The organism is Bythopirellula sp., from assembly GCF_041737835.1.
In the GTDB taxonomy this organism is placed as follows: domain Bacteria; phylum Planctomycetota; class Planctomycetia; order Pirellulales; family Lacipirellulaceae; genus Bythopirellula.
Window position 1 is genome coordinate 1 of the sequence record NZ_JBGSQY010000049.1, and the last position, 25,588, is coordinate 25,588.

Genomic DNA, 25,588 nt, shown 5'->3' on the forward strand with positions numbered 1-25,588 from the left:
TTCAAAATCCAGTGCCCGCAAGGGCGTGAGGGTTCGACCCCCTCCTCCGGTACTCTTATGGGATAAGGACTTACGTCAAATTCTGTGATCCCAGCAGCACTCTCAGAATGTGGGATTTCTACATAAGTTCTACATTTTTTCAGAGAACTCGAGCACACACGCGGCCATGAGGTTTTCGCAATCTTCGAAGCCGTTGCTAACGAACTCGCCAGTCAGATTGACATCCTCTGTGGCACTGAAAGACTAGCGTTAGTGCGATCGGCAGGTGGCGCCAGCGAGAGCGTGCTTTGGTAGCAGATCAAATCCGAAAAAGTTGGATGCTCGGTCGAAGCCTCCTGATGCGTTGAGCCAACCAGGCTAGGTGCCGCGATGCTAGGAGAACACGGCATTCATGGAACCTCGCTCGACGAACGGTCTCATGAATGGCTGGCAACTCGATCGCCAGCTACAAACTGATTTACTGCAGATATCTTCTCTGCCGTACGTAGCGCAGTTAACTTTTGTTAGATGACGGCACACTATTCAGCGCGACAAACTTGGCGTTGCGTTCCCAAGCCTTCAATTGAAAGCTCCATGATGTCTCCCGCTTTCAGGTACTTTGGCGGTTTCTGACCCAACCCTACTCCTGGCGGTGTTCCAGTGCTAATAATATCCCCCGCCTCGAGCGTCATAAATTGCGACAAATAGTGCACTAAGAAATACGGGTCGAAAATCATAGTCCGAGAGTTACCGTTTTGCTTTCTAGCTCCGTTAACATCGAGCGTCATGGCGAGATCGTTCACGTCGCTGATCTCGTCAGGGGTGGCAAGAAAAGGTCCCGTTGGACAAAAAGTGTCGCACGACTTGCCTTTGACCCATTGGCCGCCACGCTCGAGCTGAAAAGCGCGCTCTGAGATATCGTTGCAAATACAGAAACCGGCAATGTATCCTCGGCTGTCTTTGCGTGATGATAAAAGTCGAGCATTCTTGCCGATAACAATACCAAGCTCGACTTCCCAGTCCGTTTTCTCGCTGCCGCGGGGGATAATCACATCGTCGTAAGGTCCAACAACGGTGTTCGACGTCTTCATAAAGACAATTGGTTCTGAAGGAACCTGCATTCCCGACTCGGCGGCGTGATCGCTGTAATTCAGTCCAATACAGATCACCTTCCAAGGCCGAGCGACACAAGAACCCCAGCGCACGTCGGCGGGCACAGTGGGCAATTGGTCGCCCTTCTCAGCGAGAAGACGTCCAAGCTTTTCCAAGCCATCATTCTGAAAGAACGAACAGTTCCAATCTTCAAAATACGCAGAGCAATCCTGCCGCTGCCCATCGGCTGCGAGAACACCGGGTTTTTCCTTACCAAATTCTCCAAATCGAATGAGTTTCATTTGGTCTCAACTTTCTTAGTAACGCATGTCTATGTATTGTGCTGAGTTATAGTCTCATGGAATTCTGATGGAAAAATTAACTTCGAGTCGTGCGGCGTGGCCTCTATCACCCGCCGTTCCATAGTGACAAGGATTGGAATTATGGCATGTTATTCCAAATAACATTCAACTCTTCGAGTGTGGTGCTAATATCTCTTCCTTCGTGAAGAAAGCGATTGAGGGTGTCTCCACCTTGGTCCTGAACGTTCAAATATCCTTCATAACGCGGCCGCACCCAAGCACCATCCATTGTCAGTCTTGTATCACGAAAAAAGTTGTGAGTTATTGCATTGCATGCGTCATCGTCCCACGCTACGGAATTGGCCGGTTGACCATTTGCAGCGGTATAGATTGTGCGTTGGCAGTCGGCGCTAGCGAGCCAAAACGCGTAATCGAGTGCCACAGATGGATTTGCGCATGCCGCGGATATCGCGAGGCCCGTTCCGCCGAGCTGGGTTCCGATTGGACCATTCGTTCCCAATGCAGGGATATTTGTGAAGTGTATCAGTCGGTCGGCAAACGCAGGACGCGAGTAGTTCGTGTATCCATACAATAGCGGGCAATATGCGTACTGCTGATTGTTGGAGCGGCTCATCCAGTCGAGCACGGCGGGTGGATCAAGTCGTAAACATGCACGCGGAAGATGACAAGCAATTTCTTGCATCGCGGCTAAAACGGTCTGTCCCGTCTGCTCGTCGATAAATGGTCCATGCTTTCCGCACTGACCGATCGGAGAACCAAGATTTGCAGCTAGCGAGTTAAAACTACACATCGCATCCACAGGCTTGAGCGGCCATAGCACGCGATTCTGTTTAGCAAGTTCCAGCACTTGGTCCCATGTTGAAGGTATCTCGCGCTCATCGATCAGGTCGGGCCGATAGGCTGCGATCTGAGTGGCTGCGTCGATCGGCAATGCCCACATGTGATCATCGTAGAAATACGATGCGAAAGATGCTCCAACGCTCTGTTGGGAGAGAATATTCAACTCTGCATCTTTGCCACAACTATTGAGCGGCAACAAGCATTTGCTCTGCGCGGCGACGCCCACGTGCGGATGGTCGATAACAATCAAATCATAATTTGACGCCAAGTCGACCAAAGATTGGTCGGCAAAAGCCTGCAGCGACCTCTTTTCCCAAGAGATTGTTATCTGCTCGACTGTTTCGTTTGCGTATTTGTTGGCAGTAGCCACCAGCGGGTCAAAACCACGCGGATGATGCCACGTAATGCCCTTTAATCGAACCGGCATGCCGAACTCCCAGAAGATAGATCAAGATCGATGTAGCTAAACATTATTGAGTTGCCATAACAAATAATCGACGGCAACAGAGTAAACAAATCTGTCCAAGGCACATTTCTTGTACTCATCGAAGTAATTTAACTCTTCGAGCCAAATGTTGTGTGTGACCCCATGATTTCTCTTTGTGGTCGTAGTAAAATACTCGCACAGATTGGCAGAGTCGTTTAAAAATATTCACCATTGCTTTTGGTTCTACAGTGCTTGCTATGAGTGGTCGACTTGAAAATAAAATTGCTGTCGTGACAGGTGGTGGCTCTGGGATTGGCGAAGCAATTTGCCTGCGTTTTGCCAACGAAGGTGCGAGTGTTGCCGTGCTCGACTTGGACCCAATGGCCGCTGAGAAGACCGCGACTCGCATTCAACAGGCTGGCGGAAATGCGAAGGGCTTTGTTTGCGATGTTTCGGACGAAGGGCAGGTAGATTCGACTGTCAGGGCAGTTGTAGATCTGTTCGGTCGACTGACAACACTGGTCAATAATGCTGGAGTTGCTCATATCGGAAACGTTGAGCAGACAAGCACCGCTGATCTTGATCGGATTTATCGAATCAATATCAAGGGGGTCTATAACTGCCTTTATTCTGCTGTTCCTTGGCTTAAGCAGTTCGGTGGAGGGGCCGTTATCAACATGGCATCTGTTGCATCGACCAAAGGAATTCCGGATCGCTTTGCATATTCGATGAGTAAGGGCGCCGTGATCATGATGACTCGCTCGGTGGCATGTGACTACCTGAAGTCCAACATTCGCTGCAACAGTATCTCGCCAGCACGTGTTCATACGCCGTTTGTCGATAAATACCTTAAAGAGAATTACTCGGGTCGCGAGCAAGAAATGTTTGAGAAGCTGTCGGCCACACAGCCGATGGGACGAATGGCCAGACCTGATGAAATCGCAGCATTGGCAGTTTTCCTTGCCTCGGACGAATCAAGTTTTGTCACCGGTGCGGATTACGAGATTGATGGTGGATTTAATAATCTGAAGCCTTGAATTCGTCCATACAGACACATTACTCCCTACAGATCCAATGTGTAGCCCTTAATAAGATCGTCGGGGATCTCAATCCCAATTCCGGGTTTGGTGGGGAGTTGGATAGCCCCATCGACTACGGGATGACCAAGCTCCTGGAGTTCTTTGCGTAAGGGAGAATCAAACACTTCGGCTGGAGCAAATTCGATGTACGGAGTGATGGACGAGTAAGCGGCCAAGTGGACGGTCGCTGCGCCGAGGATTTGAGTCGACCAATTTCCGGGGATGACTAAAGCACCCCAATCTTTGGCCTGCTCGACAATCCGTTTGGCCTCTGTGATCCCCCCGATCGTGTTCATATATGGCTGGACAACGGAGACTTTGCCATATTTGATCATGTGAAGGCACTCCCAACGACTAACAGCATGCTCACCCATGGCTAAGGGAACTGTTGTTTGAGAGGCCAACTGTGCGTAAGGTTCGTACGAGTCCACGGGAAAAGGAGTTTCAAAGAAACAAATATCAAGTTCCTCCAGAACTTTGCAGATTTTGACACAGGTTGCTACATCGTTGAATCGATAGCCGACATCGACGGCGAGCATGGCATCGGCTCCCAAAGCTTCTCGCGCTTTTGTTGCCAACTCAATGATATGAGCAACCGTCGACATCATTGGCTCAACTTTGAAGGCACGATAGCCACGTTGCTGTAGCTCAAGACCGCGTTCGATCTGGCTTTCAATCATGAAGCGATTGTCCCATTGATCGGAAACGATTGTGCAGTAGGGAACCACCTCGGCCGTAGGACGCGATTCAGGTGTTTGAAAATAGCAGCGTTGATATCCGCCAAGCAGTTCAAAGACGGGCTGATTTTGTTGCTGACCATAAAGGTCCCAGATTGCAATATCGAGCGCGCCCAGGCACATCATTGCCCAGCCGCGTCGATTGTAGTGCATGATACTGTCGTACATCCGTTGCCAAAGACGTTCCGGGTGGGTCAGCGTCTGTCCGATAAGTTGCTTACCTAGAAACGAATCCCGGCCTAGCATCGCGGCTCGCGCCACTCCTGGCGGAACCCGAAATGACTCGGCGTATCCCACCAGTCCTTCATTTGTGTCGATTCGGATGATGGCAAGCGGCTCGACACCCCCTTTATCGGGATTAACGTGAGCATCATCGCCAATAATATCAATTCGTATGTCGGTAATAATCATGTTTTCGAGTCTTTTCAGAACGTAATTGTCAGGCCACCATCGACGACAAGAGTTTGGCCAGTGATGTAGGTGCATTCCCTACCAGAGAGGAACAGAATGGCGCTGGCAATCTCATCCGCCGTGCCTGTCCTTGCAAGTGGAATCTTACGTTGTTTGACGTACAACTGCTGAAAGGAGTCTGTGGTTGTCTCATCAACTCCATTGACGATCGACATGGCTGTGTGGATACATCCCGGTGATACAACATTGACCAAGATGCCGTGTTCGGCCAAGTCTACGGCAAGGGCCCTGCTCCACGCATTGATGGCCCCTTTACTTGCGGCATACGCGCCAACGACGGCCTCCGCGGCAATGGCCTGCACGGAGGAGACATTTACGATTCGTCCGTAACCACGCTCGATCATAAAGGGCACGACGAATTTGGCGAGAACGTACATGGCTTCGATATTTACAGCCTGAGTCTCGCGCCAGTGATCGAGTGAACTCTCTTGATGACGCTCGTAATAGCTAAAGCCCGCGTTATTCACCAGGACGTCGATCTTGTCTTTCTCGCCGATGACATGATCAACACTATTTTTGAGTTGGGCGTGATTGGTGACATCGCATGTAATTCCCTTTATGGAGCGAGACTCGTTTTGTAATTCCAAAAGGAGATCTTCTCTTCGATCGATCGCGTACACGAACGCACCTTCCCGAGCGAATCGGATGGCTGTCGCTCGTCCAATCCCGGAACCCGCGCCGGTAACAATTGCCACACGATCTGCAAGGGCATTCACTATATCACCAACCTCAAAAACACAATCTGACTATAAGTTTCTTGACAGGTCTTTTTCCTATCCACGTCTGAGTACGAACCAGGGATGCACTATAAAATTTTCGTGTCTCGACACCATTGCAGACCTAGTTTTAGACCGTCCTGGGCTGTGTATCGTGGCTCATAGCTAAGTGCGCGCCGAGCCTTATCGATACTAAAGCTCATATGCTCAAAGAGAAATCGCAGGCCTTTTTCGCCGATAAACTCATATTGAAGAAGTTCTTCGAAGCTGAGAGGCATAACTTCGCTCGAGCTATCCAAAAACTCCATGGCAGTATCAAGGTAATCTTTCAGGGTGAGAGAATTCTCGCTGGATACGATAAAGACTTCACCGTGAATTGCCTTTCCCCTATCTACAGCATTTACAAAGGCGCTTGCCAGATCGTCATTGCACACGACTTGCAAGAGGATCTCGTGAAATCCCTTGGGGACTACAACCGGCTTGCTATCTCTAAGCTTCTGGTAGAATTCGATGTTGCGACTGCCCCACAACTCCAAGGGCACTCGCCCAAAGCCCGCGATACAGGTAGGTCGCAAAATGGTAATTGGAAAACCATCCTCTAAATATTGATCAATAGCCCACGCGTCTCGAACGGATTGTTCATGAAAGTTGACGGCCGTCTTTTCACGCCAAGGGTTATTCTCGCTGGCAGGAATGCTTAAGAGCGGTACATAGGTTCCAGTCGAACTGCAAAGAATTACGTTTTCGACTTCGCGGAAGTACTTGTGGCAGAGCTTAATGCCATCCAGATTTGTTGCTGAAAAGATGACCGTGTCAAAGTTGCTACTTTTTGCAAGCTGCATGATGAAATTTTCATCATATTGATCCCCGCTAACCATTGTGACGCCAGCGGTGTCAACTTGGTGACGAACGTTTGTTCCGCGACTGACACCCGTCACCTGATGGCCCGCTCTGACGCAGCCAGCTGCGATGCGACCACCAATTTCCCCCGTGGCTCCAAAGACTACGACTTTTTTTGTCATGCTATCGTATTCAGTCAAGTAAACGTTTCATCGTGGTGATAGTAATGCCAACACTAAGGTCATTGATTCGTGGGCTTCTCATCGGCATCAGGAGGTGCTTCTTGAAGATCGAGAATCGCATATTCTTCGTATCGATGAAAATCTGTTTTGGAATGTTGTGGAAAACTGCTCAGTTCACGTTGCGAGAGGTATTTGGAGAAATTGTATCGACCAGCGCTAACACGCCATTTCGAACCTGGCCCAAAAGTCTCTCCCCGCGCGGTAAGTTCTTTGACCGGGATCGCCATCTCGGATGTCCACAATTTATCGATGTCTGTCCAGTCATTGAGAGATCCATCGCAGTGCGACGCAACCATCATTTCAAAATCAGCGTCTTCACAGCTCGGCATCCCCAATCGGCCACGACTCGGATAAAAGAAACTACTTTTCTTGCCGAGCGGAGTTGCATAGAGTTCCCAGTACCAACTCTGATCCTCCGGTTTCAAGAAAATCTCGCACAGATCGCCAAGCAAATAGTGATGAAGGTGATCTTCGGTGCCTTCTGCAATGACATCGCTATCTTTGAACGTCGCTGCCACGTAAAAGTTATCGCTATCAAAAGCAAATTGAACAGTTCCTGGTTCTTGAACGTCAACTCCGTCGGCATCACCGGGTAGACTTAATGTGTATTTGGGAGAAACTTTCCAGATCGGCTCATCCAATTTGCCGTCGACTGTGACTGGTGTCGCTGAGAATGGCGCCTGAACTTGATGCGATTCATGAGCCAATTCTTTGTCGATCTGATGTTCGCATCCCGCCAACATAAGCAGGCTTATGTGCCAAACCAATTTTCTCGCGACCTTGAGAACACCCATTGTCATCCTCATCCTGCCAGATCAATTTTGACAGGGCGCCTTAGTGTTATGTAGAAGCCTGCGCTACACCCCAACATTCGAGGTGAACAGCTGCTGGGGAACGTTGCCAGTTATTTCGGTGTCACCTGCCATAAGTCGTGCATCGACCACATGCGGGATATGTTCGTCGCCGACGGTCGCTTGAACAAAGCCAGGATCTGGCAATCGCTTGACGAGGTCGTCCACCATCACCACCTCTCTAGTTTCTATCGACTTGTTGGCAGCGATCCCTAAGAGTGCCGCATATGCTCCTTGCACATAGTCTGCAGGTCTTTTAAGAGGGTCATTCGCTAATTCACCGAAGATGTCGTCTAACATAAGTATGTCGCCACCACCGTGAGCGCCAATGCTTTCCCAAACAGGAACCTCGTAGGGCGTTTTAAAATTGGGATAAATCTTGAGTGTGGTCCCTTCGGCGATAGCCGCACCTTGCACATTGCCATCACCATTAATATAGGACGACTCGCGACTGAGTTGTTCGATTCTGCCCTTGGTCCCTGTTATTTCAAGGCGATACCCTTCCCAGGATGAGTAAGCAGTCAAGTTGTAAGTCAAAGAAACGCCATTCTTGTACTGTGCGATAACGCTCAAAGTATCTTCGATGTCGATGTCATCCCTAAACACGCAAGAGTCACGGATGTAGCCATCGTACTCTTCGTTGTCCAAATATAATTTTTTGATCGTAGGAATAGCATTCATATCAAGAAAATAGTTGCATCGAGGACTGTCGGCACAACCCAAGCATCTGCTTGCATGATTCTCTAGGCCATAGCGTTGTGCTTGATCGGAGTTGTAAAATTTTCGCGAACCTTGTGCGAAAACTGATTTTGGTACTGAACCGACCCACCAGTTAATCAGGTCAAAATGGTGCGTGCATTTATGGACAAGTAATCCCCCTGAGTTGCGTTTATAACTATGCCATCGACGGAAGTAATCAGCTCCGTGGTTCGTGTCCAGACTCCAAGACAAATTGACCGACAACACTTTCCCGATAACATCTTCCATAAGAAGCTGTTTAATTTGAGATCGGGCGGGAGAATAGCGATAGTTAAACGTGACCAGCACTTTGCGGCCGGTCTTCGCCACGGTGTCGACGATTCTTTGACATTTGTTACCATCCGTTGTTAACGGCTTTTCCGTAATAACATCGCACCCTGCCTCCAAAGCGCGACAGATATACTCGTCGTGAAAACAATCAGGCGTTGTGACAATAACGGTATCAGGGCGATGTATTCTGAGCATTTCATCAAATTCTGATTCAGAATAGCACTTGAGGTCGGGAAAAACCTTCCTGAGTTGCGCAGCAGCTAAATTGAGTCGCCCCTGGTTGCAATCGCAAATCGCTGAAACCTTTGAGGTTTGCTTGTATTTTTCCACGAAGGCTTCGGTGAACATCATAGATCTTCCACCAACCCCAACGATCACGTATGTCTTTAACACTCTATTTTCCTCACTACGATTGCATCGCTTCGATGTTTCTCTGTTTCTCTATTGACTCTGCTCGTCCATCGTCTTCGGCGTTGTCTGCTTTCAACGCAAGGCGCTGAAACAATCTGGGTAGTTCCCAAAGGCCTCCCACGCCAATCCATACTGACATCAACGTGCCTAGAATAAAGGTGGTCAATGTAAACACAAACCAAAACGTCATCCAAGCATCCGTTGATATATCCCAAAACATGTTCGCAAACGTGCCAACACAAAACAAAAGTGCCAAAATGGCTGTGCAGCACAAACTAAAAAGATATGTAAAAACGTCTCTGGGCGTAAACTCATTGCTTATACCTAGTAATGCTTTTAGTCCCTTCGTTTTGGGTGAAGTCGACTTGGCGTCTGACTCGACAGCAAATTTGCCTCTGTGCAAGAGACGGTCAAGATCAAACCAAATCGGCTTGCCCATTAAAGACACTGTAACGTAGACAACAATTGAACTAACCATCGAAATCAGCCAGGCCCACTGTCCGTTGATCGGGAATTCTTCTCCAATCCAATAAGGCCACATCTTCTCAAAAACGATTCCACTGACGGCCAGGGTAGAACCTACAATAAGTGCAGCATAAGCCGCTGCTGTAGTACCCCGTTTCCAGTAGAGCCCACCGATTACGACCGATCCCGCACCACCAAGCCAAATTGCTCCGGTTACTGCAAAGAACATGTAGATGTGTTGTGTCTGTCGAAATAACAGACTGAAGCAGAAGATAAATACCGCGACTCCCAGCACCGAAACTCGCAAGTACTGAAGATGTTGCTGAGGTGTCAGGCGTTCTTTTTTCAGAGGTAGAATGACATCCTGAATAAGAATGCCCCCCCAGGAGAGCAGATAAGTGTTGAAATTGCTGATGAATGCGCCAAGCATCATGGCACACACAATTCCTTTCATTCCCACAGGCAAAATCACTTCTAAAACAATCGGCACGATCATTTGTGAACGTACCGTGTCGTCGTCGATGCCCGATAAGATTCCTTTAACGACGGTTGATTCACTTGTAAATTCAGCCGAGTTCATTAACGTGAATGCGGCTATGGGAATGATCATCACCTGCAAATTCTGAATCTGGGTCTTAGTTGTTTGGATGATCTTGCTCATCTGGTTTTCATGCGCGCTAATTGCCGCGGTTTGAAAGCCTGAGCTCCCTTGCCAACAATAAAGCGTATAAAACGTGCCGAACGCGGCAATTAGGTAATACCAGACGTTAAAGTCGAGTGCTTCGCTGGTATGGAATGGGTGAATCATCGAGGCGTTGGGTGGAGCAGTCGACAACGCTTCGGAAATTTGCGCCCAATTGAATGTCCAGAAAACAAAGCAAAATAGCAGTATCAAACCTATGTTGATGAAGATACCTTGAAAAAAATCAGTCACCATGATCGCAATCATGCCAATGTAGGTGAAGAACAGACCCAAGAAAATTAAAACAGCCATGACAACGGGAAACGTCGAAAAAGTTATCCCGTAGATTTCAAATTCGTTGGGAAATCCACAGAAGTAGATGAAGAATCTGCTCCCGATCGCTGGGAAGATTCCAAAATTGACAATTCCCGCTGTAAAGGCAAGCATTCCAGCGAAGATACGGAATCTTTTGCTATAGCGAGTTTCGAGAAACTGAGCCAACGTCATGGCGCGCGTTTCTCGATATCGGTATGTCACCCAGCCAGAGAGAGCCGCGATGATTTGGACGACAACCATCATCAATCCCCACCACGCGATCGAAAATCCTGCTTTATAGTACATCTCAAACGCTGCCATGAACGAAATTGCGCCGATGCCCGCGGCGCCTTCTGACATTCCCAATATGTAACGACCAGCACAGCGATTCGCCACAAGATAGTCTGCAACCCCGTTGGTGTATTTAAGGCATCTTGCGCCAATTACCACCAGGAATGCCACCATCCCAATCACTATTGCCCAATCGATCGATTGCATAAAAATACCTAAATGCGGCCGTTTTTGTCTTCTCGATTGAGGTGATTCTAAACTTCCAGAAGCGATAAAACTGGGCGATGAATGGGAGCCGCTACGAAATTACTATCTGGAACAGCCGTGATATGCCATCCACCAAGGTTCGCAATATAGAGACGGCTGTTACCTATCACCACGTTTGTGGGACGGCTAATAATTTCGCCCGTAGGGTCCTCGAGCAAAACATCGACTTGTCCGTCACAGTGCCCTAGGAAAATAACATCGGGCTTATAACAGGCAATTAAGAGCATACCGTTGGACGCAAAAGCGATTCCGTCCGGAACTGTGCCAATTGGCAGCTGATGAGTAACCTCGATCGGGCCGTTCGGACGGTCGAGCGGAATTCGTACGATATTGTGAGCCGTACTCTGAACCACATAGAGCCATTGTTGGGACGGATCGATTGCCATTCCATTGGCGAACAGAAAAGGCCCCTCATGAAAGACGGTCGTCGAGTTGTCGGGGCTGATTCTCATGATGCAGCCAGAACCCACAGTCTGCTCCCAATAGTCTCCCGAGTCGGACACGAACAGATTGCCATGAGCATCAAAGACAGGGTAGTTAGGCAGGGCGAAAGCTCGATCGACTGCGCCATTTGATCGCAGGACGACGTTTCCATCGGGATCGATACGATACACGCCCTTCAAAACGCAATCGCAGGCATGAATGCATCCCTCGCCATCGATGGCAATCCCCAACAAAAAGCCGTTTGTTGAGCCGATTTGTGTTTGCGTGCCATCTGTGTCGATACGATAGACTTGGCCAGCCTCACCTCCAGCATAAAGTGTTCCATCTTGGTCTAAGCAAAGGCATTCGGGATGGTCGAGTCTCTCCCCAATCAGAGTCGTGTTTTCTGGAGTCAACAGCATGATTGAGGACGTGTCCTAAACTTGAAAAAGCAACTTTTTTGAAGTGTCGAGTTGAACGGACTCCCCCAACCGACGCTTAATGACCTGATCTTCACAACTGACCGTGAAAGTATCTTCATCAATTGCGATACTGAATTCTGTTCCCGCGATTTTCACTCCAGTTAATTCCAGATTAGAAGCAAACGGCAGCGAATTGGGTTTGATAGTCACTGAACCGTCTGGTCGCGCATCGATTCCAAAAATTCCAAAGATAATGCATTGTGCGATGGCAGCCCCTTCCAAAGAGTTTTGCAGCGGGGTGTCTCGGCGATAGTCTTTGCAATTCGCGGCAATCGAATCGCCCCAGTAAGGCATCAAATCGGGCCACCAGAGTATGCGTTCCAGTATGTCTGCGGCTTCTGCCGGGTAACCGGCGCGACAAAGCTTCTCGATAATCTGCGCTGGAAAACCAATGCAGATGCCACCGCCTCCGTTGTCGATGTCGAGCTGATCAAAAGCAAGGTCTTTCTTTGATATGCTGTGCAATCCGTAGGGAGACAAAAATTCGTCTTCATTCATATGACTTAGAAGCCCCTCTTCAGCTTCCTTATCCAAAACTCCACTACCAAAGAGCTTGAACATCTGAATGGTATAACGAGTATATTTCTCACCTGATTCAGTAATGCTCGAAAACCATTTTGTGTCGTTGTCCCAGAGCTTTTCGACAAGTAATTCCTTCAGCATTTCCGCTCGCTCACGCAAGTAAGGAGCAGGCTTGCCCGCAACATCGCAGAGCTGGCTGGTGTGAAGGTAGTTTTGATACCTACGGCCATTCAGATCAGACATGATGTGGTTGTATTGATACTGTCGCCGAAGTTCCAAATGGCTATTGGAAGTGCCGTAGTCGATCAAGCTGATGGGCTTATCAAGACTGTCTCCGAACATAGCGTTGATAATCATATGCTCGAGAATCGTTTTGTCATTGACGATCTCATCGAGGAAGCCGACATCCCCAGTTGCGGCGACATAACGGTAAGTCAGGCCGATGATCTTCTCTTGATTGATCATGTACCATGGCCCACCAGCTTCCCCGGTTAGCGGGTCGAAAAGATAATGTTGCGTGAGGTCGATCTTGAGAAACTGTTTGATGTGGTCCCGTACGGCAGCAGGCTCATAAAGAGGCAAGATTCCCCAGCTCTCGGCAAAGTCGTAGAGATAACCTCCCACGCATCCACCATTGATGCCGCCCGTCGAATAATACGGACTTATGACGAATTCTGGGACTTCCCATCGATTGAGCAAGAAAGGAAATAGCGAACGGTTATAAAGATCGACGAGCTTCTTATTGGAACTGACGAGTCGAGGAACTCTTTCAAAAATTTCAGTTACGCGATCATAGTACTCTCGGTCGCTGGCTTGGACTGATGCCAGGGGATCGTCGACAATTTGGCAGCAACTCTCTTCAGCCTCTTCGACGGTTCCAATCGAGACGACCAACGAGAAGGAGACGGTTTCACCCGCAGGCACAACAAGATTTACGCTTGCTAGGTTACCAGATATGTTCCATTCCACATCTGAATTGTCGCTGGCTATGACAATCGCTAAATCATCGCGGCGGAGGAGTAGGTGATCCGATTTGACCTCAGGGATCGTCTCACATTCAGGAGGACTAAGATTCGTGGAGAAATGCCAAATTTTTTCCCGATTGAGCCATGCCAAGGCCATGAAATCCAGCGGAGCGGGAACTTTCGCGTTGTTCTCGACACGAACCGTCAGAACTCCTGCTCGATGGCCGTAGATCAACGTCCAGTCACTTGAGACTGAAACATCACGCAATTGACCCGAGCACACGACTTTGTGTGGCTGCCAAGTATAGGAAGCAGTCGGCACTTTTTCGCCAAACACTCGGCCTTCAAGATAGAAATTGGAACTCACATAAGGGGGCGCCCACATTCCCTTGATATCCATCACATGCTGATGAGCAACGCCGGTTGTCAGCTTTCCGTTCATCACTCCGAAGTGCTTCTCTTCTTGAATAATGTACCGACCGTCCATCACGAAGATGTCGCATGCCGGGCGATCGCTGAGGGAAGCGTCCATGACTTGAATGTCAGTTTCTGTTTGTTGCATTTATGATTTTCCTATCTACTTCCTATCAAATGTCAGCCCGATGAAGGGCTCTTCCGTGGCAGCGAGGCCTGTTTCCGGCACTCATTCTGCGACGATCTCTCCGGTTCCGTCGGATCGGATATTTATTCGAATGGCATTGCCGCTCGGTTGGACATCAAATGACAATCCCGAATCATCTCGGTCGGCAAATTTCTCGGGTATGACGAAACGCACAGCAGGATATTTTGCCTCTACGCTTGCGTTGGGATCATCGACCGTTGCACTAACGGCCACCATATTGCGCCCCAGGCGTGCGCCGTCTCCTGGAGAATACGTTGACAATTCGAATGAACCATCCACCGGCGAAATGACACTCGTCGCCAAACGTCCAGCGCTCGGGGTAAAAATGACGGCTGCATGATCAAACTTGGGCAATGGTTTGCCGTCGAACTCTACGAATCCTCGAACAGGAGACACTTCCGGCAAGTCGCTACTACATCCCGAAAGGAGCAAAAATTGTCCAATCATGAAAAAGACACCGCTGAAACGTGATTTCAAACAACCCACTTTTCGGTGGTGAGAACTGTCAATCATGCGATTCTTATCAAAGGACGGAAATATGCAGGAGATGCTCATAATGTGATTTCAGAAATTAGCTCTTCTTGGTCTCGGCTCGCAAGCGATTTCAGTACATCCAACTCGATATCTTCTGATAGAAAATGAACGCTTCCATCTCCCATAACGAAATGTGCTCCTCGAGCAGCGTGTTCACTACCAAAACTCGAATCGTTGAGAAGAACTTGATTGAGGGATGAGTCGTATCGATACGAGTTCAAAGGATGCGCGACATTCTTGATCGCCATCGAATTGAGCCATCCCGGACTGAGCCCCCCGTTCCAGGCTTCGACGGCCCCAATGTCCCAGGCCATCTCGCCCATAAGAAACGTGTTGGTTAGTCCGTCAGTGACGTCTTTGGCATTGATGGCACGATCGCGGATCAGAATTCCATTTCTCACGAAGCCCCCATGAAGCTGGCCTGTCGGGTCGATTTCGTATCTTCGTGTCATAGAACGTGGCATGAGCCCTTTGGCACCCATGACGCCAACATAATGGTTTGTATATTCGCCAGGTCCCGGATAATACATGTTGCCTTTGTAAGTCGTCATAGAGTCGTTGTTGTCTCTCGACGGGCATGAAAAACCTGGCACATTCGTCTGTCGTAGGACAGCATGGATGTCTGCTTCCCAACTGTAGGTCCAATCCACGAGATCGTATAACGCCTGTTGTTCCATGTAAGGTAATAGGCGCACATGGGGACTTACTCGCGGATCGCGATAGTTTTCTACACCCGTCGGAATGTCACGTTCACAACCTGGAGGAAAGGTTCCTTGGGCAGCATGGTGGTTTTGCATCGCCACACCAAACTGCTTCAGATTGTTCACGCACTGACTTCGCCTCGCCGCTTCTCTGGCGGCCTGCACTGCGGGCAGTAGCAATCCGACTAACACGCCTATAATGGCTATGACTACCAACAGCTCGACGAGTGTGAATCCTGAGCATGCCTTACATTCACTTCTGCTACTTTTCATATTGCGTTCCCAACAATAATGTCGAAAGCACTGCCCCGGTGCTGGTTCGATGGTAAGTGAAGCTTGTGATGTGTGCTGATTTGCACGCGAAACATCATCTGCCGAAGCGTTTTCTCGTGGCTACAGAGAACAAGACTGCCAGCCACGTCAGCATGATCGAGCCTGGTTCTGGAACTGTCGTCAATGCAGCAAGTTGACCGCCGTTGTAAGCGGTCTGCCATTGCTCGAGTTCGGTGGCGCTAAAGGGATCAGTCGTCTCGCCCCGTTGCCACACGAGAAAATCCCTTCCATCGACGTCGCCATCGCCATCGAAGTCACCAGGCGTTGTAACAGGAGCAGATTCAAGAACGGCACTCACGGTGAGTGAGCTGATTGCCAAACGAGCGCTGCTGTAAGTTGGTTCGGGGTCATTTAGAGCGTAGAGATCGCTAAAGGCAACGTAAAACTCTGTCAGGCCGGCAGGGATTTCTAAAAATGCTGCGGCTCCAGTGTACGTCTCGAAGCCGAAGCCGCCACCACCGTACAACTGGCGCATCGTAACTCTATTGAACCTGGCCTCGTTAGCGACCTGACTCAATGAGGGTACGACTCCAGTGAAGTCTGCTACCCCAATCCACGCGTTGTCGCCATTGATACTATCGGGGTCATGACGAAAGTACATGTCCGCCGAGATCGTGCCACCGGCGGCGGTACGATAGCCGCTTTGTGTGACGAATTTGTACAAAACGGTTCCGTTGGCGCTATTGGCCATTCTCCCTACCATGGCATAAGGAAGTGGAATGTCCCCGTGGATGTTATCTGGGGAACTGGCATCCTGATATTCGAAATCCGACTGACCATTAATTGTGGTCACACCGAGGATGCTATGAACTTGACTTGTAAACGTCTCATAAGTGGTCAAGTTGGCAGTAAAGGTCGGTGACGCTAATGTCAGAAGGTTGTCCTTGCTCGAATCCGTCGTTGTAAAGTCATCGACGGGGCCGGTGACCTGACCCGCTTGAGACAAGCTTGAAAACGCCAGGACTGCCAAACAAGCAGCCGAAAATACTCTGATAATTCTAGCAGACTTGCACATCAGTGTTTCTCCCATGTGAAGAGTTCGACAATCGACGATGAACCAAAATTCAAGCTATCTAACAATTTGCGAAGCGATGCACCTCAGACAGCTTGACGAAAATTTCTTGCACTTACTCTCATTTCTTGTTCGACCTATTTGGTCGGCAAATCAGTCCGGACATGCTCCGGCCGCAATGCAAATCGATTGGGTAAATCGATCAGCTTAATCCACGCATCGTCGACAACGTTGTCGACTTCAACACACCAGACACCAGGATTGGTAATTGGAACTACGTGATTTTCGTCTTGGGTGGCTTTGATCTTCTCAAATACTTTCACCCCCGATGCGTCGTACAGCGAATAATCAACGGTTTCGCCGGGGTGCCCTTGTAACGCAATCTGGAACGATTGTTTGTTCTCGGGAACGTAGAAGTAAAACCGCCCCGCGAGTCCACCAGCCGCATTGAGAGCTAGCATGTTTTCCGGGAGGATCATCATCGGGCAAGTGGTGTCCTCGATCGCGAACGCATTCATGCCAGCCCCGACAATAGCGCCAACAACGGGCGAATCATTCTCAGGAACTTTCATGCCGGTTAAACGATTGAAAGCTACGACGTCTTTCCAAATGAGGTCGGATCGATGATTGAAAATCGACGCCTCACACTGGTCGAGATAAACACCCAACTGAATAGCGCGTAAGTTAATGACGGCTCGTTGTCCCTCTTGTGGCCAAAGCATCAACGTGTAACTGCCCCGCAACAGTGCGGGAGTTGTTGCCAAATCAGCACGAGGCACGTCATTCGCCATGGCCTTCAAGGATTGTGCGTCGTGCAATTGCTGGTTGAAATTGGCTGGCATCGAAATCGGAAGTGAAGCCGCCGGAAGATCGACGATTTTTCCAGTTTCCTTCTGTTTGTCGAGCGCGTCATCGACTGTCTTTAGGGCATTGAAGAATGCACTCTGTTGATCCTCCGTGTCGCCAAAGTGGTACACGGCATAAACCCAATATCCTTCACTGTGTTGACAACGCTGATAAATATTACCTGGCAGAACTTCGAGCAACTTGTGGGGAACTCTGCCGTTCTCCATCATCATGATGACGCCTGGAACCAAAAGTGTTGGGACTTTGACTTGCTCGCGAATTTCGTTAAGAAACGCGATCATCCGATCATCCATGACGCCACTGTAGGTCGACTCAGGACCAATAAAGACAGGCATTTCTGCCGTCGATAGCCCTTCAGCCATGGCATGAAACCACATCTTGTCTTCGTAGATGATGTAGCCAAGTATCAACTCGGGTCGACGTTGATGAACCATTTCACGGAGCGAGCGTGCCATGTCACGGATTCGGTTGTATTGCCAGGTTTCGTACTCGGCTTGCAAACGTTCCTGTTCGAGCCACTGCCGACGTTCGTCGGGTGTCGTTAATTTTTGCGCAGGGAACTTACGATTCGTTTCGTTCATGAACGTATCGAATGCGAAAGTCCCATAATCTGGGTCGCCTGGTAAGGCATCTCCTAAGGCATACATTTCTGGGTCGATGATAATTGCATCGAGGGCGTACGTGTCGCGGTCCTCTAGCAATTCGAGCAGACGGCTGATTCGATCCACAATCGTGCGCTGCCAGTAAACGGGATCAACGGGCGAGGGCAATTTGCCGTCGTTAAAACGCGCGGCGTTATCTTGGAAGCCGACTTCGTGCGTCTGGGACTCGGCCGCCAGGTTGAGGCAATGGAAGTAGCGCAACCCAAGCTCTTTTGACAACCGCGATCCGTCGTAGATCGCCTTCATGATATTGGCATCGTTCTCGGAGACTGGCTTGAAGGCGGCAGCAGGGTCGTATTTCACCACCACATCAAGCTCGTGACGGGGCATGACGGCATTCATTCCCGCTTCTGCCATCTTTCGGAATTGGTCGAGAGTCGCAGGCGACCAGCCCATCCGAATCTTTTCCGAGTGAACCCAAGCAATCGGGTCCGTGTCAGCACTCAACATAGAGGTATAAGAACCGAGGACCGCAACGGTTAAAGCGATCACGAAACTGGGTTTGCGATGTTTTTGTAGAACGCGAATCATATTGCTTCGTTGACCTACTTTTAAAGTTAAGTTGATTCAGCAACCGGGGAGGTGATCTTTTTTATTTCGGGACAGCTACACTACGTTCGTACAAATAACAATCTCACGTTGCACATCACTGTCATCACCATGCCCAGCAGTAGAACTGATGCGGGTTCAGGAACGGTGTGAGCTGAAAGTGTTTCAAATGCACCTACGCCGTAATTGCGCTGCCAAATCAGAAAATCCCGACCATCGCTGTCGCCATCGTGATCAGCATCCGACTCGCCGTTGAGCCCGAAGTCACCTTGCCATTGGATCAAGTCAAACTGGTCAACTCGGCCGTCCTGATTGAAGTCGCCGGAAGGGTAGATATCGGCAAGATTCGCATTGACTGTAAGAGCTGTAATAGCCAATCGCCCACTACTGAATGTGGGGCTTCCGTTACCTTGATAGTAGTCGCTGAACGCAAAATAAAACTCGGTCACATTCGTCGGTATTGGCAACACTACGGTATCGGTCCAAGACGCAAACCCTGCACCTGGAAAGACGTCTCGCATCGTCACACGATTGAATTGTGTCGCATTTGTGAGTGCAGAAAGATTGGGCTCCACAACCGCGTAAGGGCTGACGCCCACCCAAGCGTTGTCGCCATGGCTGCTCTCGGGCGCGTGACGAAAGTAGACGTTAACAGAAACCGACCCTCCGGCTGCGGTCTTGAATCCATTCTCGGTAACAAACTTGTATAACACCGTTCCATTGGCCCCATTAGCGGAACTTCCAACCATGGCGTATGGCAAAATAACATCGCCATGAATAAGGTCTGGCGAGCTGGCGTCCTGATGCTCGAAATCAGACATGCCGCTCTGTTGAGTCACCCCAAGCAAACTGTGGACCTGGCCGATAAAGGAACCGTACGTTGACAAATTTGCGTTGAATGTCGGAGAGGCAAAAGTGAGGACATTGTTCTTACTGGAATTGAAAGTTGTGAAGTCGGCTACGGGTGATCCTGTAACAACTCCCGCCTGCGCCAATTCTGGCGAGACCAAAAATGCTGTGTATATCGCCACAACGATTGACAGCCACGAGTTGTTGTTCAAGGAGGACATACCGCGGACTTACAAGCTTTCTAATGAGTCAGACTTCTGACCGAACACTGCTTCAGGGGCCATACAACGGCCTAGGGGTCTTGCTCCACCAGTGCAGCAAGCAATTGAAATGGCGATCAGCAATAGCGCACTCGGTTCGGGCACTGATCGGCTGTCGGTCCCGGTATAGCTACCGGCGTCAATTCCGGCCAAGATTTGTCCCGTATAGACCGGCCGCGCCCCCATGTAGCCGCCATCTTGCGCACCTTGCGATATTGAAAGCGGCGTGCTTGGATCCAAGTACAGGTAATAAGGGCTACTAGGATCGGTTGAGTAGAAAACTGGCGCGGTGCGCACGAGACTTCCCGTCCCTAACTTGACCCAGCCAACATAGGCACCAATAAGAGCACCATCTCCGTTGTTCCACAGTGCTGTGTGATCGAAGGATGTTCGCGACGGCCCCGTCCCATTAAAGTCACCCAGGCTCAATTCTTTCGTCAGCGTTGTCCCAACGATTCCATATCCACCATTACTGACGATCAATGAATCTTGGATTGTCACGCCGGGGTAGGCACCATAAACCATGCTGATGCCTTCGGCCTGATTGTTGTAAATTGTTACATTCTCGATTGCGACCGTAATCTCGTTCTCGCCGAGGTCGCTGTAGCCGGCAAAGAGAATGCCGTGCGAATTGTTCGCGTCAATGATACTGTTGCGAACGGCGACGTTTACGATACGTTGTGTTTCATAGTTGACTTCGAAATCAATGCCTGCCTCTGGGGCGGTGCCACTGGTGTTGCTGATGACAGCATTGTCGACAATCATGTTCTCAACGCTGATCACACTGATGCCTTGTCGATGGTTGTTATTCAGAACAATGTCCTTAATAGTGACGTTTTGCGAATAACCAGTTTGCGAGTTCGTCCCCACATAGATGCCGTCCCCGCCGGTATCCTCAATTCGCAATCCTTCGATCTGAAAATCTGAAACATCCAGCAGATTGACACCGTGCCGCCATTCTCCGGGAGTATAGCTAGGCCCTTGGTAATCGCTTTTTCGCATGCGAAAAGTCGCCCCATAGCCACTTAATTTGACATTGCTTGTGCCCACCGATGTGAACAACGCGTCGTCGACATCGGTAAAGGCGCCAGCCTTAGCAGCCACCACGACTCCGTCTTCAAACCGAATTTCTTGGTTCGAGTGCGTCAACGTAATTGGTCGAACATTCCAGTTCGACGCCATGCTCGGAACATAGACATTCTGACCAGTGTTGATCGCCGCCTGGAGGGCAGATGTCGCGTCCACCGGGTTGTAGCCGAATGTTGAAGCGTCGACGAAACCCACAGGTAATTGCGCATATGCGACTGCGCAGAAACACTGTGACAGAGCAAGAAAGACTGTAGCGACAAAGCCACTTACTTTTCTTCGCACCAGCATCAACGTCAATGTTTGTATCAGAGTGGTCAACAAAAACTTTCTCTAACTATTTCAATTTCAAAACAAAAGCTAGGGAAGCCAGGTGCGATCACCCACACCTGACTTCCTCATCCCATCTTCGTGCTTATCTTCGTAGTAATGCCAAGGCACCACCAATCGCAATCAGCATGATGCACCCTGGTTCAGGCACCGCAGCCACGAGATTCGCATCCACGCTTAGCGAAGTAATCGCCAACCGTGCACTGCTGAAATTCGAGGCATAAACATCGCTAAACGCCACATAAAACTCGCTAACACCTTCAGGAACACTCAGATTGGCAACACCTGTGAAGGTGGCGAATCCGCCTGTAAAAAGGTCACTCATCGTGACTCGGGCAAAATCAATGTCATTGTCGATTCCGCTAAAATTCGCGGCTACGTCCGCGGTCGTGCTCACGCCAATCCACGCATTATCGCCATGCTGTGTATCTGGTTCATGACGGAAGTACATATTGGCCGTAATCGTGCCGCCAACTCCCGTTTTGTACCCGTTCTCAACAACGAACTTATAAAGCACCGTGCCGTTAGCGCCGTTTGCTTTCCGACCCACCATTGCATAGGGCAGAGCAATATCGCCGTGTACTCCATCAGGAGAACTGGCATCTTGATGCTCAAAGTCCGATTCAAAGTTGTTAACAACTCCCAACAGGCTATGAACTTGGCTCGTAAACGTCGCATAAGTCGTCAAATCGGCCACAAACGATGGTGAAGCCTGTGTTAGTACATTGTCCTTGCTGGAATCGTTGGTTGTGAAAACTCCTACCGGAGAGCCCGTAACCAAACCCGCTTGAGACCAGTTGGACAACAACAGACAGACGACAACTGCTGCTGCGAGCATTCGAGTGATACGTGAATCAGCGTGCATTAGCTTTCCCCTTAGATGTAAGATGTCACAAGTAAATACGAAATACGTGCCGGTACGTGCTACCCCTTCCGTACCGGACAATTCACTCTGTCTGCCTACACATTGACCGCACTTTCCCTAGGCGCGGGTCCCGTAGTGTCGTGCTCAACTATGTAGGTCTTCACGATATGCCCCTGACTCTGCGAAGGATTTGTCGAATCCATACTTTCGAGGAGAATTTGGACGGCCTTTTCTCCTATGAGACGCTTATCGAAGCCCACGGAACTTGGAAGTAATCCACAATTCGCCGCGGGCCCGACATCGTCAGTTCCCACAACTGACAATTCACCGGGAATCGACACACCCATCTCGGTCCAAATGTCGATACACTGAGCCGCTAGGTTGTCGCCCAAAATGTAAACAGCCGTGGCTCCCGAATCACGCACGGCATGGCATGCTTCGGTAATAATCTCAACGTGTGTGTAACCACCTGATCGAAACGGGAACTGCTGAACGCAAACAAAATCCATATCATGGTTTCGAAGACCCGCCAGAGCACCATCGCGCCAATATGGCCTGCCGTCGTGAGTCGCCTCGTGCAAGATCAAGGCAATCCGTTTATGGTTGAGCCCAACCAAGTAATCCATCACATGTCGGCCACCGCCGTATTCGTCAATGCCGACATAGCTAAACTCGTCGTACATTGGCTTGCGATTGATAACAACGACCGGTAGACGTGCATCGAGTACTCGTTGCAAATAGCCGTCACCTTCCTCAATGCCGATAAGTATCACACCGTCGATTTCCCGCGCATCAACAACCTGTTGAAACATGAAGTCTTCGCTAACATGGCGTACGCCCGTGAACACTGACAAGACATGTCGGCTCCCAACCACTTCTCGACGAATTGCTGTCAACCATTGACGTGATAAAGTGCATACCACTCCATTGAAGACCACCGGCTGCGCGCAGACGACTGCAATGTTCAATGTTTTCGAATGCCCCTTCTCAATCACTTTTTGAATCGGGCGACCCTGGCGTTGAGGTCGATAAGCCATCCGCTCAACGGCTTCATGCACACGCCGTTCGGTCTGTCGGGAGATACTCCCGCGGTTGTTGAGAACAAGAGAAACGGTGCTCGGGGAAACATTCGCCTCCCGAGCTACATCGCGGATTGTCGCCATGCCTACCCTTTGCACCTAAACTTTATCTCTTGCATCGAACTAGCCACCGTTAGTTTACTAAACATTATTGAATGTCTCATGTAAATGTTCGAAGGCTGAAGAGCAGTGATGTATCACAAAAAGTGCTATATCAAGACGCATTGTAGCCGAGTAAACCTAAAACGCAACAAAATTCTTAACATTTTAGATAGACCTTAAGTAAACATTATTGCGTAATTGTTTACTGTCGTTTAGTGCGAGATTAAATCGACTCAACCTTAAGAAGATGAGGTTGTCCACGGCTATCCCACTGGTTTTGGATGGCACTTCAAGTTTGTCGACAAGCATTGGGTGTCAGCCGGCAAATGCGTGCATGGCGATTCGGTTCGCCAGTTGAAGCCAAGCCTACATACGATCGATTTTCGTAGGTGAATTCCGCAAGGGTTCGCGAGAGTGTCGCTCAGACCATACTCTCCTCCGATATTCGCTGGGAGAACATCCCACCTCACGACTAAAGGCATCGTAAAAGCGACTCGATGTTGTAAACCCAGCGGCAAGACTGATTTGGAGTATGGGGGTGTCCGTCAGTGCCAATTCATGCAAGCAGAAAGCGATCCGGTGCTGTGTGACCGAATCAATTAAGGTGATCCCCGTGTACTTCCGGTAGAGCGACATGAGGTAATTTGGGTGCAGGTCAGTCTGTTTGGCAATATCCTTTATTGTAAGAGGCTCACGGAAGTTAAGCGAAATAAATCGTTCTACACTAAGGATTGTGCGTTCATGCTCTCCAATCGAGACTGTTTGTCCCACTTTGCGATTGGAATGCATCGCCGAGGTTGCTAAGCGATACAACCGCGCCTGTAATTCAAGCAACACAATCTCCCTAACTGCATCATCTCCTTCGCTCAGATCACATACCCAACGACGCATCATTGGCTCATCGGTTTCATAAGAGAGGCTGTCAACTGCCCAACCCTTCTTGAGCAATGAGCTAAGAAAATGCTTATTTATAGGCCAATTTAAGACATTTGACAGGCTAATCGTCGTCCAGATCAAGAACGTATCGTCCGAGAGTCTATGTGAGCGATGAGGTGTCGCGCCCCACAATGCCAACAACCTTCCCTGCGGCACAACGACCCGCTGTCCAGCGATATGGTAATTGCATACTCCCCGCACCAACAGATTGAGTTCCAAATCGAAGTGCTTGTGCGGTGTGGCCATGCCTTGCATTTGGCCGCTCCAGGCGGCGAGCCCATACGAGGGCGCAAGACTGCTGGAGAGTTGAGGACGTGCCATAAGCCTTAGAATACAGGAACAAGAAGCGAATATCCAGGAAGATTTTTGAGAAGTATTGCTGTATGGTTAAGAGCATAAAGGTGCCCTAGGGCTAGCCGGTAAAGAGTTGCCATTCTTGACTCACGTGCCAGTAAGACCAAAAGACAGTAAGGAGAGCATTCCAGCATGATCGATCCGATGAATGTTTACCGATTCGATCTTAATGGTTACTTCATTCTTCGAGGTGCGCTCACCGAAGCGGAAGTTCTTGATTTAAATCGCGGAATCGACGCTATCCCGGAGATGGACCCAGGGGAATGGTACGGCTATGTTCACTCGCACAGTTTCGACAAGAAGAATGGCGTAAATCTGCAACAAATTTATGAGGCAGGGCCGGCTTTTGAAAAGCTGATCGACCACCCTGCATGGCACGATTACATGCTGAAATTCGCTGGTGGGCAAGATTCTTTCGATCAGGCTCACGGTCCCATGTTTATTGACGAGGCATTTGCATCGTTGAGAGGGGTCGGCGAATCGATTGGCATGCATTCAGGTGGTGATTGTTGGTCCAAACGAAACCAATATCGCTTTCGCAACGGTCATTTTATGGCCATGCAGGTTAATGTTCTGATCGCACTAACAGATATCGGCCCCGGCGATGGCGGAACGACCATCATTCCTGCTAGCCACAAGCAAAACATTAAGCATCCTCTGATGAGTGAATTTGCTATGAGTGGTGACCAGAAAAGTGGCGACGGCATGCCAGAAGCGATCGAGGTGTTCATGAAGGCAGGTGACGCTCTCATATTCACCGACACAATTTGCCACGGTTCAGCTAAACGTACGCGAGTCGAGGGTCAGCGGCGGATTATCGTCTATCGATATGGTCCATCATGGGGAATGTTTCGGCACGGTTACCGACCATCACCAGAGCTTCTGGATCGTCTCACTCCTCAGCAGCGTAAAATCGTCTGGCCACACGAAGTCTTATCACGTACACCAAATCGCTTGCAATTGCCAGTGGAATCGCCAATCCTGTAGCGTGCAATTCA

The 25,588-nt window shown here is 49.5% G+C and carries 21 protein-coding genes and 1 pseudogene; 2 read left to right on the forward strand and 20 right to left on the reverse strand.

The features are described from left to right. Nucleotides 1-518: 518 nt before the first annotated feature. Nucleotides 519-1,373, reverse strand: coding sequence for a fumarylacetoacetate hydrolase family protein (locus AC6T8Q_RS14720; protein WP_500679799.1), 855 nt, complete (start codon nucleotides 1,371-1,373; stop codon nucleotides 519-521). Between the two features lie 139 nt (nucleotides 1,374-1,512). Beyond that, nucleotides 1,513-2,661, reverse strand: coding sequence for an ABC transporter substrate-binding protein (locus AC6T8Q_RS14725; protein WP_500679800.1), 1,149 nt, complete (start codon nucleotides 2,659-2,661; stop codon nucleotides 1,513-1,515). Nucleotides 2,662-2,918: 257 nt separating this feature from the next. Between AC6T8Q_RS14725 and AC6T8Q_RS14730 the strand changes: the two genes are divergently transcribed. Then, nucleotides 2,919-3,698, forward strand: coding sequence for an SDR family NAD(P)-dependent oxidoreductase (locus AC6T8Q_RS14730; RefSeq protein WP_500679801.1), 780 nt, complete (start codon nucleotides 2,919-2,921; stop codon nucleotides 3,696-3,698). Between the two features lie 26 nt (nucleotides 3,699-3,724). On the opposite strand, the gene AC6T8Q_RS14735 is transcribed toward AC6T8Q_RS14730, so the two are convergent. The 18 genes and pseudogenes from AC6T8Q_RS14735 to AC6T8Q_RS14820 form a co-directional block, all read right to left on the reverse strand. Continuing rightward, the gene (locus tag AC6T8Q_RS14735) at nucleotides 3,725-4,888 is read right to left on the reverse strand and encodes a mandelate racemase/muconate lactonizing enzyme family protein (RefSeq protein WP_500679802.1); all 1,164 of its coding nucleotides are present in this window, start codon (nucleotides 4,886-4,888) and stop codon (nucleotides 3,725-3,727) included. A 14-nt stretch (nucleotides 4,889-4,902) separates the two neighbouring features. Further along, nucleotides 4,903-5,664, reverse strand: a complete 762-nt coding sequence (locus tag AC6T8Q_RS14740; protein ID WP_500679803.1) for an SDR family NAD(P)-dependent oxidoreductase — start codon at nucleotides 5,662-5,664, stop codon at nucleotides 4,903-4,905. Between the two features lie 89 nt (nucleotides 5,665-5,753). Further along, nucleotides 5,754-6,686 carry an NAD-dependent epimerase/dehydratase family protein gene (locus AC6T8Q_RS14745; protein WP_500679804.1) on the reverse strand — a complete coding sequence of 311 codons (933 nt, stop codon included), beginning with the start codon at nucleotides 6,684-6,686 and terminating at the stop codon, nucleotides 5,754-5,756. Between the two features lie 59 nt (nucleotides 6,687-6,745). Beyond that, nucleotides 6,746-7,540 (reverse strand): carbohydrate-binding family 9-like protein, encoded by a 795-nt coding sequence (locus tag AC6T8Q_RS14750; protein ID WP_500679805.1) that lies wholly within the window; start codon nucleotides 7,538-7,540, stop codon nucleotides 6,746-6,748. 63 nt (nucleotides 7,541-7,603) lie between these two features. Continuing rightward, nucleotides 7,604-9,019: a Gfo/Idh/MocA family protein gene (locus AC6T8Q_RS14755; protein WP_500679806.1), complete on the reverse strand. Its 1,416-nt coding sequence runs from the start codon at nucleotides 9,017-9,019 to the stop codon at nucleotides 7,604-7,606. 13 nt (nucleotides 9,020-9,032) lie between these two features. Continuing rightward, a complete protein-coding gene (locus tag AC6T8Q_RS14760; RefSeq protein WP_500679807.1) occupies nucleotides 9,033-10,997 on the reverse strand; it encodes a sodium:solute symporter family protein in 1,965 nt (654 codons plus the stop codon). 47 nt (nucleotides 10,998-11,044) lie between these two features. After that, nucleotides 11,045-11,902, reverse strand: coding sequence for an SMP-30/gluconolactonase/LRE family protein (locus AC6T8Q_RS14765; protein ID WP_500679808.1), 858 nt, complete (start codon nucleotides 11,900-11,902; stop codon nucleotides 11,045-11,047). 15 nt (nucleotides 11,903-11,917) lie between these two features. After that, complete coding sequence (locus AC6T8Q_RS14770; protein ID WP_500679809.1) at nucleotides 11,918-14,011, reverse strand: glucosidase family protein; 2,094 nt, start codon at nucleotides 14,009-14,011, stop codon at nucleotides 11,918-11,920. Nucleotides 14,012-14,092: 81 nt separating this feature from the next. Beyond that, nucleotides 14,093-14,584, reverse strand: a complete 492-nt coding sequence (locus tag AC6T8Q_RS14775; RefSeq protein WP_500679810.1) for a hypothetical protein — start codon at nucleotides 14,582-14,584, stop codon at nucleotides 14,093-14,095. Between the two features lie 38 nt (nucleotides 14,585-14,622). Next, nucleotides 14,623-15,579: a DUF1559 domain-containing protein gene (locus AC6T8Q_RS14780; protein WP_500679811.1), complete on the reverse strand. Its 957-nt coding sequence runs from the start codon at nucleotides 15,577-15,579 to the stop codon at nucleotides 14,623-14,625. A 94-nt stretch (nucleotides 15,580-15,673) separates the two neighbouring features. Further along, nucleotides 15,674-16,669, reverse strand: coding sequence for a hypothetical protein (locus tag AC6T8Q_RS14785; protein ID WP_500679812.1), 996 nt, complete (start codon nucleotides 16,667-16,669; stop codon nucleotides 15,674-15,676). Between the two features lie 119 nt (nucleotides 16,670-16,788). Then, a complete protein-coding gene (locus tag AC6T8Q_RS14790; RefSeq protein WP_500679813.1) occupies nucleotides 16,789-18,711 on the reverse strand; it encodes a hypothetical protein in 1,923 nt (640 codons plus the stop codon). 80 nt (nucleotides 18,712-18,791) lie between these two features. Then, complete coding sequence (locus tag AC6T8Q_RS14795; RefSeq protein ID WP_500679814.1) at nucleotides 18,792-19,739, reverse strand: hypothetical protein; 948 nt, start codon at nucleotides 19,737-19,739, stop codon at nucleotides 18,792-18,794. A gap of 69 nt (nucleotides 19,740-19,808) precedes the next feature. Beyond that, on the reverse strand, nucleotides 19,809-21,215 hold the full coding sequence (locus AC6T8Q_RS14800; RefSeq protein ID WP_500679910.1) for a right-handed parallel beta-helix repeat-containing protein: 1,407 nt from the start codon (nucleotides 21,213-21,215) through the stop codon (nucleotides 19,809-19,811). Nucleotides 21,216-21,339: 124 nt separating this feature from the next. Then, a complete protein-coding gene (locus AC6T8Q_RS14805; RefSeq protein WP_500679815.1) occupies nucleotides 21,340-22,119 on the reverse strand; it encodes a hypothetical protein in 780 nt (259 codons plus the stop codon). Between the two features lie 95 nt (nucleotides 22,120-22,214). Beyond that, nucleotides 22,215-22,967 carry a substrate-binding domain-containing protein gene (locus AC6T8Q_RS14810; protein WP_500679911.1) on the reverse strand — a complete coding sequence of 251 codons (753 nt, stop codon included), beginning with the start codon at nucleotides 22,965-22,967 and terminating at the stop codon, nucleotides 22,215-22,217. Nucleotides 22,968-23,150: 183 nt separating this feature from the next. Beyond that, nucleotides 23,151-23,282: pseudogene (locus AC6T8Q_RS14815) on the reverse strand (LacI family DNA-binding transcriptional regulator); the annotation flags it as partial. 384 nt (nucleotides 23,283-23,666) lie between these two features. Continuing rightward, nucleotides 23,667-24,491, reverse strand: a complete 825-nt coding sequence (locus AC6T8Q_RS14820; protein WP_500679816.1) for a helix-turn-helix domain-containing protein — start codon at nucleotides 24,489-24,491, stop codon at nucleotides 23,667-23,669. A 231-nt stretch (nucleotides 24,492-24,722) separates the two neighbouring features. On the opposite strand from AC6T8Q_RS14820, the gene AC6T8Q_RS14825 reads away from it, so the two are divergent. After that, nucleotides 24,723-25,577: a phytanoyl-CoA dioxygenase family protein gene (locus AC6T8Q_RS14825; protein WP_500679817.1), complete on the forward strand. Its 855-nt coding sequence runs from the start codon at nucleotides 24,723-24,725 to the stop codon at nucleotides 25,575-25,577. Nucleotides 25,578-25,588: the final 11 nt, after the last annotated feature.

Bases quoted from the DNA above. Each gene is read 5' to 3' on its own strand.
- AC6T8Q_RS14720 (WP_500679799.1), bottom strand. From the start codon at position 1,373: ATGAAACTCATTCGATTTGGAGAATTTGGTAAGGAAAAACCCGGTGTT.
- AC6T8Q_RS14725 (WP_500679800.1), bottom strand. From the start codon at position 2,661: ATGCCGGTTCGATTAAAGGGCATTACGTGGCATCATCCGCGTGGTTTT.
- AC6T8Q_RS14730 (WP_500679801.1), top strand. From the start codon at position 2,919: ATGAGTGGTCGACTTGAAAATAAAATTGCTGTCGTGACAGGTGGTGGC.
- AC6T8Q_RS14735 (WP_500679802.1), bottom strand. From the start codon at position 4,888: ATGATTATTACCGACATACGAATTGATATTATTGGCGATGATGCTCAC.
- AC6T8Q_RS14745 (WP_500679804.1), bottom strand. From the start codon at position 6,686: ATGACAAAAAAAGTCGTAGTCTTTGGAGCCACGGGGGAAATTGGTGGT.
- AC6T8Q_RS14750 (WP_500679805.1), bottom strand. From the start codon at position 7,540: ATGGGTGTTCTCAAGGTCGCGAGAAAATTGGTTTGGCACATAAGCCTG.
- AC6T8Q_RS14760 (WP_500679807.1), bottom strand. From the start codon at position 10,997: ATGCAATCGATCGATTGGGCAATAGTGATTGGGATGGTGGCATTCCTG.
- AC6T8Q_RS14765 (WP_500679808.1), bottom strand. From the start codon at position 11,902: ATGCTGTTGACTCCAGAAAACACGACTCTGATTGGGGAGAGACTCGAC.
- AC6T8Q_RS14770 (WP_500679809.1), bottom strand. From the start codon at position 14,011: ATGCAACAAACAGAAACTGACATTCAAGTCATGGACGCTTCCCTCAGC.
- AC6T8Q_RS14775 (WP_500679810.1), bottom strand. From the start codon at position 14,584: ATGATTGACAGTTCTCACCACCGAAAAGTGGGTTGTTTGAAATCACGT.
- AC6T8Q_RS14780 (WP_500679811.1), bottom strand. From the start codon at position 15,579: ATGAAAAGTAGCAGAAGTGAATGTAAGGCATGCTCAGGATTCACACTC.
- AC6T8Q_RS14785 (WP_500679812.1), bottom strand. From the start codon at position 16,669: ATGGGAGAAACACTGATGTGCAAGTCTGCTAGAATTATCAGAGTATTT.
- AC6T8Q_RS14790 (WP_500679813.1), bottom strand. From the start codon at position 18,711: ATGATTCGCGTTCTACAAAAACATCGCAAACCCAGTTTCGTGATCGCT.
- AC6T8Q_RS14800 (WP_500679910.1), bottom strand. From the start codon at position 21,215: ATGCTGGTGCGAAGAAAAGTAAGTGGCTTTGTCGCTACAGTCTTTCTT.
- AC6T8Q_RS14805 (WP_500679815.1), bottom strand. From the start codon at position 22,119: ATGCACGCTGATTCACGTATCACTCGAATGCTCGCAGCAGCAGTTGTC.
- AC6T8Q_RS14820 (WP_500679816.1), bottom strand. From the start codon at position 24,491: ATGCAAGGCATGGCCACACCGCACAAGCACTTCGATTTGGAACTCAAT.
- AC6T8Q_RS14825 (WP_500679817.1), top strand. From the start codon at position 24,723: ATGATCGATCCGATGAATGTTTACCGATTCGATCTTAATGGTTACTTC.